We start from the raw sequence: 11154 nt of genomic DNA, 5'->3' as shown, positions 1-11154 counted from the left end.
GGGTCCTTTTCAGAAAACAGGCCTGAAATGAGATCTGTCTTTGCTCGGAGGTTTCCCGGACAAAAGAGCTTCGCCGAATCTCGGGCGTGCTGGCTTTTTCAGTAAGTGGCGCAGCTTCCGCAGAAAGTTGCACCGCGCTTTGTTTTCGGCGGGAGCCGGGAGTTTTCGGGTTAGGCGTTTCATAGGCGATTTGGGCCCGTTTTCAGGAAACAGGCTTAAAACCGGAAACCGCAGTCTGCTCCTTAAACAGACACCGCGCACCTTTCACATCCTTTTCACTACCAACTTTTTATCCCTTCCTAGGCTTAAATGTTAAAGTCTGTTAAGCTTGTGACTACACTTATAAAAAATCCACTAAAATTTAGTAACATTACTAAACCCTATTCCTATCACTAACTATCCAAGCGTATGTCAAAGAAGAGTACTTTAGCCGTATTGCTGGCGGCGGCGCTTATCTCCCAGGCGCAGGCGCAAGCCCCCAAAAAGACCTCCCCCACCAAGAAACCGGTAACCGTGGTCACGACTGCCCAACCAGCGGGCCAGACCAAACGGATTGAAAAGGTGACTCGCAAAGGATCAGAGCTGGTCATACCGTATGAGAAGTATGTGCTGCCCAACGGTCTCACGGTGGTAGTGCACGAAGACCACTCAGACCCTATCGTGCACGTGGACGTGACCTACCATGTGGGCTCGGCTCGGGAAGAGGTGGGCAAATCCGGCTTCGCGCACTTCTTTGAGCACATGATGTTCCAGGGATCGGACAACGTGGCCGATGAGGAGCACTTCAAGATTGTCTCGCAGGCAGGCGGCGATCTGAACGGCACCACCAACCGCGACCGTACCAACTACTTTGAGACCGTGCCTTCTAACCAACTGGAAACCGCCCTCTGGCTGGAGGCCGACCGCATGGGTTTCCTGCTGGATGCCGTGACCCAAAGGAAATTTGAGGTGCAGCGCGAGACCGTGAAGAACGAGCGCGGCCAGAACTATGACAACCGTCCGTACGGGCTGGTGTACGAGAAGAGCGCCCAGGCACTTTACCCGTACGGCCACCCGTACTCCTGGACTACCATTGGGTACATTGAAGACCTGAACCGGGTAAACGTGAATGACCTGAAAAACTTCTTCCTGCGCTGGTACGGGCCAAACAACGCCACGCTAACTGTGGGCGGTGACGTAACCCCGGCCCAGGTGGTGAAACTAGCGGAGAAGTACTTCGGTTCTATCCAGCGCGGCCCCGAGGTGAAGAACATGAAACTGGCGGCCCCGGTGCTTACCCAGGACCGCTATCTCTCCTACGAGGACAACGTGCGCTTCCCGATGCTGCAGATGACGTTCCCTACCGTGCCCAACTACCATCCAGACGAAGTTCCTTTGGATGTGCTGGCCGAGATCATTGGCGGCGGCAAAAACTCCATCCTGTACAAGAACCTGAACAAAACCCAGAAAGTAGTGCAGGCCAGCGCCGGGCACCCCTGCTCAGAACTGGCCGGCGAATTCACCCTCACGGTTCTGCCCCTGCCCGGCCACACCCTCGCCGACATGGAGAAAGAGATGCGCAACGCCTTCGCGGAGTTTGAGAAACGCGGCGTCACCGATGATGACCTGGAGCGCTTCAAGTCTTCCTATGAGGCCAACATCATCAACAGCTTGTCCAGCGTGGCGGGCAAAACCTCTACCCTGGCCTCGTACCAAACCTTCACCGGCAACCCCAATTTCCTCACCAACCAGTTGAAAGCGCACCGCGCCGTCACCAAAGCCGATGTCCTGCGCGTGTACAACCAGTACATCAAAGGCAAACCCGCCGTGCTCCTGAGTGTGGTCCCCAAGGGCAAGCCCGAGATGGTGGCCAAGGCCGATAACTTCAAAGTAGACCCCAGTGGCTACAAAGCCCCCGCTGACCAGTACGCCGGCCTGAAATACGTGAAGGCGAAAGACACCTTTGACCGCAGCAAGCGTCCGGCTCCTGGCCCCAACCCCACCATCACCGTGCCGCCGTTCTGGAAAGACACCTTCGCCAACGGCATCAAGGTGATCGGGGCGAAAAGCGAAGAGGTGCCTACGGTGACCATGCTCTTCTCGCTGCAAGGCGGCCACAAACTGGAGGCCCATGATCCGTCCAAAGCGGGCATCGCTTCGCTGACGGCGGCGCTCATGAACGAATCCTCGGTGAAATACACCGCCGAGGATCTCTCCAGCCAATTGCAGAAACTGGGCAGCTCCATCAACTTCGGGAGCAGCACCGAGAACATGACCATTCAGGTGCAGAGCCAGGTCAAAAACCTGGACGCCACGCTGGCGCTGCTGGAGGAGCGCATGCTGCACCCCCGCTTTGACCAGGCCGATTTTGACCGCCTGAAAAAACAACGGCTGGAGAACATCAAAAACCAGAGCACCCAGCCTACGGTAGTAGCCAACAACGTCTTCAACAAAATGCTCTATGGCGAAGGCCACATCAAGGCCATTCCGGTCATCGGGACCACGGCCACCGTGGAGAACATCTCGCTGGATGACGTGAAGAAGTTCTACAAAGACTACTTCTCGCCCTCGGTGACCAATCTCGTGATTGTGGGCGATGTGCAGCAGGCGCAGATCATGCCCAAGCTGGCGTTCCTGAACCAATGGACCGCCAAGCAGGTGACCATCCCCGCCGAGCCCAAAGTCGCCAATATAGACAAAACCAAAATCTACGTGGTAGACAAAGAAAAGGCGGCGCAGTCGGAGATCAGGATCGGGTACATGGCGCTGCCCTATGACGCCACCGGCGACTTCTACAAGGCCACCCTCATGAACTACGTCCTGGGCGATGCCTTCAACAGCCGCATCAACCTGAACCTGCGCGAAGACAAAGGCTACACCTACGGCGCCTGGTCATACTTCTCGGGCTCCGAGGCCGCCGGACCGTTCACCGCCGCCGCCGGGGTACGCACCAACGTCTCTGACAGCTCGGTGGTGGAGTTCATGAAAGAGATCAAGCGGTTCCGGGAAGAAGGCATCACCGATGAAGAATTAGCGTTCATGCGCAGCGCCATCGGCCAGGGCGATGCTCTCAAGTACGAGACGTCCTTCCAGAAAGCGTTTTTCCTCAACAACATGCTCCGCTACAACCTGGACGCCGACTACGTAGCCAAGCAGAACGAAATCCTGCAGAACATCACCAAGGAGGAAATTAACGCCCTGGCCAAGAAATACCTGCCCGTGGAGAAAATGAGCATCATGCTGGTGGGCGACAAAGCCTCGGTGAAACCGGGGCTGGAGAAACTGGGCTACGAGGTGGTGGAACTGGACTCAGACGGCGCGCAGATTCTGGCGCAGGCCACCACGCCGGCAGTGACCGCAGAACCCAAGAAAATCACCCCGCCCAAAGGCCGCAAGCCTCGCAAGGAAGGTCGCATTTTCTAAGCATACCGTTGAAGATTTGCGTAGGGGCAATCCCTTGTGGTTGCCCTTTACAGGAAGATGGCATCTAAGTTTAGGAGTAGTTCTTCTAATTTGAAGCGACTTGGTCATCCTCCTACCCCCTTCAAAGGCAGGGCCGTTAAGTTCTAAAAATATAGCTGGTTCAAGTTTTCAACTTGGACCTAAAATGAGCTGAAGTTTGCAACTTCAGTGAGGCGACAGCCTCAAACTATTCAAGGATGGCAATGGACCCCATCTCAGTTGAAGGCTGCAATGTAGAACTTAACGGCCCTACCCTTCAAAGGGGGACGGAATGCGTGCAGAACAAATAGGTGATCTATTCAGATGGAACAGGTAAGCTTCCCGGCTAATTTCTGAGTACCCGCTTTTCTGGCAGGTTACTTCTCCAGGAGACCAGTTTACCACATTTGAACCATCATTTTAAAGGCGTTTTCGGGAAAAGCCCCGGAAACGCCTTTTCGTTTTAAACGGCGTTTTCTGTTTTGGGCCCGTTTTCCGGAAAAGAGCCCCGAAACAGAAAACTCCGTTTATGCCAACAGACCGTTCACTTGCTGCCACAGCGTGGCCCCGGCCATCCAGGTCATCAGGAGCACCACCAGGACCCCGAACAGCGTCAAGAGCCACGGGTGGCGGTACGTCCCCATCAGGCTTTTCTTATGCGCCGCGATGAGCATGGTGCCCAGCGTCACGGGCAGCACGAAGCCATTCAGCAGCCCCGCCCACACCAGCAACGCCACCGGCTTCCCGATGAACACGAAAATGACCGTGGAAATAAAGATGAACCCGATGATAAACCAGTTCTCGTTTTGCGCGATGCGCGGATGAAACGACTTGATAAAGGAAACCGACGTGTACGCCGAGCCCACCACCGAAGTAACGGCCGCCGCCAGCATCATCACCCCGAACAGCTTGTACCCAAACGTGCCCGCGGCCAGCTCAAACACCGAGGCCGGCGGATTCTCCGGGTTCAGCACCTTTCCCTGCTGCAGCACGCCCAAGGTTGCCAGAAACAGCAGCACCCTAATCACGGAGGCCAGCGAAATACCTGACACCGCGCTGGTGGTCACCTGACCCAAGGCTTCCTTGCCTTTCACGCCCGCATCCAGCAACCGGTGCCCGCCCGCGAAGGTGATGTAACCGCCCACCGTGCCGCCCACCAGCGTGATGATGGCCGTGAAACTGATCTGCGCTGGGGCAAACGTCCGGATAGCGGCCTCGGTTAGCGGCGGCGAGGAAACCCAGGCCACGTACACAATCAACCCGATCATCAAGGCTCCCAGCAGCTGCGCGAAACGGTCCATGAGTTTGCCGGCCTCGCGCACCAGGAAAATCCCGATGGCAACGGCGGCGGAGATGACCGCGCCTGCCTCCACGGATAAACCGGTCAGCACATTCAGCCCTAAGCCGGCCCCGCCCACGTTCCCGATGTTGAAGGCGAAACCGCCCAGCACAATCAGAAACGCAATGAACGCGCCCAAGGCCGGCAACACGGCATTGGCAATGTCCTGCGCCCGTTTTTCGGAGATGGCAATCACGCGCCAGACGTTGAGCTGCACGCCAATATCCAGCAGAATGGAAAGCAGAATCACAAACCCGAAGCTGGCGCCCAGGCTCTGCGTGAAGACGGTGGTTTGGGTTAAAAAGCCGGGGCCTACGGCCGAGGTGGCCATCAGGAAAGCGGCGCCCAGCAGCACGCTCCAGTTTTGGGGTCGTTTCATAAAACTAACACGAAAACGGCTGAAGCGACACGTTCTCCTCGGTCAGTCTCCGGCGGATGAGCTGGGCAAACTCCACCGCATGGGTCCCATCGCCGTGCAGACAAATGGTATCTGCTTTAATGGGGACGTCTACGCCCTGCTGCGAGCGCACTTTTCCTTCTTTGACCATGCGCACCACCTGCTGCACGGCCTCGTGCGGATCAGTGATGAGGGCGTTGGGTTGTCTTCTGGAAGTGAGGGTGCCGTTTTCCTGGTACGTTCTATCCGCGAATACTTCATGGGCGGTTTTCAGGCCCAGTTTCTCGCCGGCCTGCACCAGGGCACTTCCGGCCAGGCCGTACAGAACCGCCTCGGGATTGACTTTGTAGACGGCTTCGGCGAGGGCCTCGGCCAGAGCGGGGTTCACGGCGGCCATGTTGTAGAGCGCGCCGTGCGGTTTTACGTGGTGCAACACGCCGCCCTCGGCGGTGATGAACGCCGTGAGCGCGCCTATCTGGTAAACGGTCAGGTTGAAGGCCTCCTCGGGAGAAACGGCCAGGTCTCGCCGCCCGAAACCAACCAGATCCTGAAACCCCGGATGCGCACCCAGTGCCACTCCGTTCTGCAGGGCCAGCCGCACGGTCTTCTTCATCACCGAAGGGTCACCGGCATGGAACCCGCAGGCGATGTTGGCCGAGGTCACCAGAGGCAGCAGGGCCTCGTCATGGCCCAGGCGGTACGCGCCAAAGCTTTCGCCTACATCACAGTTTACATCAACGGTCAAGGTGTTCGTCATCTTTTGGATTGAAGATGGATGGCCCGACTCAAGTGCTCCAGGGTGCGTTCCTGCTGATAATAGAGGGCGTGCGCCTCGGCCAGGGAAACCTCCCGGAACCGAACGCACTGCCCGGGCCGCACCTGCGCCAGCACCGGCAAATCAGCAGAAATCACCTGCCCTATGCGCGGATAACCACCCGTGGTTTGGTGTTCGGCCAGTAAGATAATAGGATTTCCGTTGGGAGTCACCTGCACCGTGCCAAAAGTGACCGCGCTGGAAAGCAACTCCACCGGTTCCTTCAGTTCCAGAGGAGGCCCTTCCAGGCGGAAGCCCATCCGGTCTGAGGCCGTGGCTATTTTGAACTCGCCTTGCCAGAAGGTTTCCTGCGCGTTTTCGGAAAACAGGTCATATTCCGGTCCCGGCAAAACGCGCACCGTGGGAGCATCAGTATACGCCGACAGCAAATCCGCCGCGATGCCCCAGCTAGCTACAGAAAAAAGCTCCTCTGGTTTACTTTTCCCGCTCCACGCGGATACCTGCTCTGAGACGAGGGACTTCATCGGCAGAACGTCTCCTTTCTGCAGCGCCCGGCCTTGCCAGCCTCCCAGCCCGGCGCGCGCGTACGTTGCCGCGCTGCCCATCACCAGAGGCACGTCAAAACCACCAGCTACGGACAGGTACGCTCGGCAGCCCAGCGCCGGGGCACCAAACGCCAGCAAGGCTCCTTTCTGCACATAGATGACCCGGTGGATAGGCACGGAGATTCCGTTCAGGGAAGGGGACAGATCGGCTCCGGCCAAGGCAATCAGGCAATCTTCCTGAAAAAGCAGACAGGGTCCGGCCAGCGTGATTTCCAGGGCGGCGGTATTCTGCGGATTGTTGACCAAAAGATTGGCCAAACGGAGGGCATACGCATCCATGGCACCGCTCACCACCATGCCTTGTTTCTGAAACCCGAAGCGGCCCAGATCCTGCACTGTGGTGAACAGCCCCGCTTTCTCTACCTTAATGCTCATGCGGGCGCTCCTTCCAGTTTAGGTACTCTTTCTCGGAAACGGGCACAAAACGCACCACATCGCCCATCTCCAGTAAACTGGGCGAAGCGCGGGCAGGATCAAACAGGGAGAGCGGCGTGCGGCCAATCAGTTGCCAACCGCCGGGGGTTTCCAGGGGGTACACACCGGTTTGCAAACCGGCAATGCCCACGGAACCGGCGGGAATGACCGCCCGGGGCACCTGCTTGCGGGGCGCGGCCAGACGCGGGTTCATGCCGCCCAGATACGGGAAACCGGGCGCAAACCCGATCATGTACACCAGGTACTCGGCCTGGGAATGGAGCGCGATGACTTCCTCGGCCCGGAGGCCCGTGTGTTGCGCCACCAGCTCCAGATCAGGGCCAAATGCGCCGCCGTACACCACCGGAATCTCTTTGACAGACGCTTGGGCGGCGGCCGGCGCGGTTTCCAGTTGTGCCAGCATCTGCCGCAGGTGCGTTTCCACCGCGGCGTACGCGTCTAATCGGCCCCAATCGCTGACGAGCCAGGGATCATAGTACACCGTCACGGTGGTAAAAGCCGGCACGTACTCCACCAGACCAGGAAACGGATGCTGGTCCAGGAACTGCGCGACGGCTTTTACCTGATGATGGGTCTCAACGGCTATCTCATCGCCCAGTTGCAGCACAAGGGCCGCGTCTCCCAGAGGAAACATCCGGACGGAGGATAGCTGAAAGGGCATGGTGGAGGGGTCTGTTTACGGGCTGTTTTCCGGAAAAGACGCGGAAAACGCTACTGCGGTTGGGGTAAAGCTGTTTCTATCTAATCTTGGATATAAAGGGTTTCGTTTTTAAAAGGCACCAGGGCCAGTTTCATGGTTTGCTCGTAGAGCGATTTCCGGTCTACCACGTTGTCGGTCAGAATCCCGATGGCACCGCCGTTCTGCTTGGAGTTGGCCTGCCCGAACACCCGGTCATCGGCCTCGCCCAGTTCCACGCCCTGGTGCACCAGATTTGCCACGGCGGGCGGCAAGAAGAACATCCCGGAACGGGCCTTCCCTACCAATCCTTGCGCACGAACCACAATCCAGGCGAAAGCCGCCAGCTCCTGGTGCAGGGCCTGCACACCGCCTTCAATGCCTACCCAGAAATCGGCCTGCGGATGTGCATCAAAGGCATTGCACATGCGGTTGAAAGCACCGGTCAGGGTTTCGGTATCAGACATGGGCTGGTCTGCCACGCCAGACGGAACCGAGATGGGCTCAACTTGAAATTCATGTTGGGGAAACATGGCCTGTAAACCACTCAGCGCTGCTTCAACTTTTACAGGGTTAGTGGATGCCACCACTACTTTTTGTACTACTTTGTTCATCTCTTATGTTTTCTTACTTACGAAGTAAAGCAAAATTTTTACATTTTTATGCAAGCTTCATACCAATAATATTTTTTGGACGTTTTTTAGGAAAATAAGATAAAAAACGATTATCACCAGAATACAAAACCTCTGAAAACTAGGGTAGAAAAGCGTAGGATTTGTAATTTTACCCAGAATGAAAAACAAGCGCTTTCAGCCTCTCAAAAAAGGCCTTCTCCTCCTCTCGCTGGGCACGTCACTTGCCTGCACCAGACACGGGCCCTCTTCCTTCCGTTCTATTCCCGTGGTGCCCGGGGTCTCCAAGTCGCTCGCCGATTTCAGGATCGCCCAGCTCAGCCAGATCGGGTACGACCTGCACCTGATCCTTCCGGCCCGGAAAGATGAACCAGTCCAAGCCTCGGAGGTCATTTCTTTCCACCTGAAAAGCACGGGGCAGCCGGTGCAGCTCGATTTCAAGGAAAGCGCAGACAAACTCAGGCAGGTCAAAGTGAATCAGCAGGCAGTGCCCGTTGAGCACACCCAGGAACACCTGATTATTCCGGCGCAGTACCTGAAGAAAGGCGAGAACCGGGTGGAGATTGACTTTATTGCGGGCAACCTGTCCTTGAACCGGCAACAGGATTTCCTCTACACGCTGCTGGTGCCCGACCGCGCCCGCACCGTGTTCCCCTGCTTTGACCAGCCCAGCCTGAAAGCCACCTTTACCCTCACGTTGACGATTCCGGAGGATTGGAAAGCCATCGCCAACGCGCCCTTGCAGGACTCAGTGCTGACCGCGGGGCAGAAGACCTACCGTTTCCAGAAATCAGACCTGATTCCCACGTACCTGTTCTCGTTTGCGGCCGGCAAATTTGACCATCTTGCCCAAACCGCCAACGGCCGCACCATGCACTTCCTGCACCGCGAGACCGACAAAGAAAAGCTGGCGCAGAGTGTAGCGCCCATTTTCCAGATTCACGCTGATGCGCTGCAGTTCATGGAGCAGTACACCGGCCTCAAGTACCCGTTCCAGAAGTTCGACTTCGTGTCCATCCCCGATTTCCAGTACGGCGGCATGGAGCACGTGGGCGCGATCCAGTACAAGGCCTCCACGCTGTTTCTGGACGAGGGCGCCACCCAGGACCAGAAGATCTCCCGCTCCAGCCTGATCTCCCACGAGACCGCGCACATGTGGTTTGGCGATCTGGTGACCATGGAGTGGTTCAACGATGTCTGGATGAAGGAAGTCTTCGCCAATTTCATGGCCGATAAAATCACGCAGGTAGCCGTGGCCAACTCCAACTATGACCTCAAGTTTGTGGTGGATCATTTGCCCGCCGCCTATGGCGTAGACCGCACCGCCGGGGCCAACCCCATCCGGCAGCAGCTGGACAACCTGCAAGACGCGGGCTCTATGTACGGCAACATCATTTACCACAAGGCTCCCGTGATGATGCGCCAGCTGGAACGGCTCATGGGCGAAGAAGCGTTCCGGAAAGGGCTGCAGCAGTACCTCAAGCAATACGCCTACGGTAACGCCACCTGGCCTGATCTCATCAAAATTCTGGATGACCTCACTCCCGCCGATCTACAGGCCTGGAACCAGGTGTGGGTGAACGAGCCGGGCCGTCCGCAGTTTGATTATAGCCTCAAATTTGAAAACAATGCCATTTCTGAACTGACCCTCCGGCAGAAAGGCGAAGACGGCTCCACTCGTTTCTGGCCGCAGTCTTTTGAGATTGCCTTGGTGTACCCAAATCGCATTCAGGAGCTGACCGTGAACATGAACCAGGCCGAAGTTACCCTGCCCCAGGCGGTAGGGCAAGAGAAGCCGCAGTTTGTGCTGTTTGACGTCACGGGCCAGGGTTACGGCGTGTTTCCGGTAGATGCGCAGATGCTTAGCGGATTGTACGGACTGAAGAACCCGGTCGCGCGGGCATCGGCTTACATTAACTTGTACGAGAACATGCAGAACGGCCGCAGCGTCTCTCCGCAGCAACTGCTGGACTTCTACCGCAGCGGCCTTTCCCGGGAGACCGAAGAACTTAACGTGAAGCTGATCACCGGCCAACTGAGTGACATTTTCTGGCGTTTCCTACCGGCTGCCCAACGTCCGGTCCTGGCGCCGCAACTGGAGCAGGAACTCTGGACGGCTATGGAGCGCGCCACCGCGGGCAACGTAAAGAAACTGCTGTTTAAGACGTACCAGAGCATTGCTTTAAGTGCCGCCGCGCAGAACCGTCTGTACCAGATCTGGGAGAAAGAACAGGCCCCCGCCGGAATCAAGCTGTCTGAAGATGATTACACCTCCCTGGCCTTAGCTTTAGCCGTGCGCGATTACCAGAACAGTCCGCAAATTCTAGCTCGGCAGATGGCGCGTATCCCTAACCCAGACCGTAAGAAACGGCTGCAGTTCATGTTGCCAGCATTGTCTGGCGACGCAAAGGAACGCGATGCCTTCTTCGCCTCCCTGAAAAAAGAAGAAAACCGCGAGGTGGAGTCCTGGGTGCTATCGGCGTTGGGGTATCTGCACCACCCGCTGCGGGCGGCTACCTCAGAGAAATACCTGAAGGAGAGCCTGGAGCTGCTGGCCGAGATCCAGCTCACCGGTGACATCTTCTTCCCGGCCTCCTGGCTTTCCGCCACGTTTGGATCGTACCAGAGCGCGGCGGCAGCGGCTACGGTGCGCACGTTTTTAGAGGCAAATCCAGAATACAACCCTAAACTGAAAGGCAAGATTCTGCAAGCCGCCGATGGCGTGTTCCGGGCCGAGAAACTGGTGCAGCAGGCGAAGTAACCGGGGCGGCACGTTCTTGCCAAAGCCGGAGGAGGACCGGGTTTCTGCTAGCGCTACTCGCCTCTGGTTTAGGTAGTAACCCCGACAAATAGAACAAATACGGATTTTCCTCGT

Annotated in this window: 7 protein-coding genes; 2 read left to right on the top strand and 5 right to left on the bottom strand. The window is 57.2% G+C overall.

What is annotated here, in order from left to right; all coding sequences use genetic code 11:
• The first annotated feature begins 408 nt into the window (after positions 1-408).
• The gene (locus H7U12_RS14460; RefSeq protein ID WP_186639209.1) at positions 409-3402 is read left to right on the top strand and encodes a M16 family metallopeptidase; all 2994 of its coding nucleotides are present in this window, start codon (positions 409-411) and stop codon (positions 3400-3402) included.
• Between the two features lie 545 nt (positions 3403-3947).
• On the opposite strand, the gene H7U12_RS14455 is transcribed toward H7U12_RS14460, so the two are convergent.
• The 5 genes from H7U12_RS14455 to yjjX all read right to left on the bottom strand — a co-directional run bounded on the left by H7U12_RS14455 (position 3948) and on the right by yjjX (position 8261).
• On the bottom strand, positions 3948-5138 hold the full coding sequence (locus H7U12_RS14455) for an NRAMP family divalent metal transporter (RefSeq protein WP_186639207.1): 1191 nt from the start codon (positions 5136-5138) through the stop codon (positions 3948-3950).
• Positions 5139-5142: 4 nt separating this feature from the next.
• Positions 5143-5913, bottom strand: coding sequence for a LamB/YcsF family protein (locus H7U12_RS14450; RefSeq protein WP_186639205.1), 771 nt, complete (start codon positions 5911-5913; stop codon positions 5143-5145).
• The gene (locus H7U12_RS14445; protein WP_186639202.1) at positions 5910-6911 is read right to left on the bottom strand and encodes a 5-oxoprolinase subunit C family protein; all 1002 of its coding nucleotides are present in this window, start codon (positions 6909-6911) and stop codon (positions 5910-5912) included. Before H7U12_RS14445 ends, H7U12_RS14450 begins: the two co-directional genes overlap by 4 nt.
• On the bottom strand, positions 6901-7632 hold the full coding sequence (pxpB, locus tag H7U12_RS14440) for a 5-oxoprolinase subunit PxpB (RefSeq protein WP_186639199.1): 732 nt from the start codon (positions 7630-7632) through the stop codon (positions 6901-6903). Before pxpB ends, H7U12_RS14445 begins: the two co-directional genes overlap by 11 nt.
• Before the next feature lie 80 nt (positions 7633-7712).
• On the bottom strand, positions 7713-8261 hold the full coding sequence (gene yjjX / locus H7U12_RS14435) for an inosine/xanthosine triphosphatase (protein ID WP_186639196.1): 549 nt from the start codon (positions 8259-8261) through the stop codon (positions 7713-7715).
• 178 nt (positions 8262-8439) lie between these two features.
• Between yjjX and H7U12_RS14430 the strand changes: the two genes are divergently transcribed.
• Positions 8440-11040 (top strand): M1 family metallopeptidase, encoded by a 2601-nt coding sequence (locus H7U12_RS14430; RefSeq protein ID WP_186639194.1) that lies wholly within the window; start codon positions 8440-8442, stop codon positions 11038-11040.
• The last annotated feature ends 114 nt before the right edge of the window (positions 11041-11154 follow it).

The organism is Rufibacter sediminis, from assembly GCF_014269285.1.
GTDB classification, from domain to species: domain Bacteria; phylum Bacteroidota; class Bacteroidia; order Cytophagales; family Hymenobacteraceae; genus Nibribacter; species Nibribacter sediminis.
This window is presented reverse-complemented; position numbering and strand designations above follow the sequence as displayed.

Bases quoted from the DNA above. Each gene is read 5' to 3' on its own strand.
- yjjX (WP_186639196.1), bottom strand. From the start codon at position 8,261: ATGAACAAAGTAGTACAAAAAGTAGTGGTGGCATCCACTAACCCTGTA.
- pxpB (WP_186639199.1), bottom strand. From the start codon at position 7,632: ATGCCCTTTCAGCTATCCTCCGTCCGGATGTTTCCTCTGGGAGACGCG.
- H7U12_RS14450 (WP_186639205.1), bottom strand. From the start codon at position 5,913: ATGACGAACACCTTGACCGTTGATGTAAACTGTGATGTAGGCGAAAGC.
- H7U12_RS14430 (WP_186639194.1), top strand. From the start codon at position 8,440: ATGAAAAACAAGCGCTTTCAGCCTCTCAAAAAAGGCCTTCTCCTCCTC.
- H7U12_RS14460 (WP_186639209.1), top strand. From the start codon at position 409: ATGTCAAAGAAGAGTACTTTAGCCGTATTGCTGGCGGCGGCGCTTATC.
- H7U12_RS14445 (WP_186639202.1), bottom strand. From the start codon at position 6,911: ATGAGCATTAAGGTAGAGAAAGCGGGGCTGTTCACCACAGTGCAGGAT.
- H7U12_RS14455 (WP_186639207.1), bottom strand. From the start codon at position 5,138: ATGAAACGACCCCAAAACTGGAGCGTGCTGCTGGGCGCCGCTTTCCTG.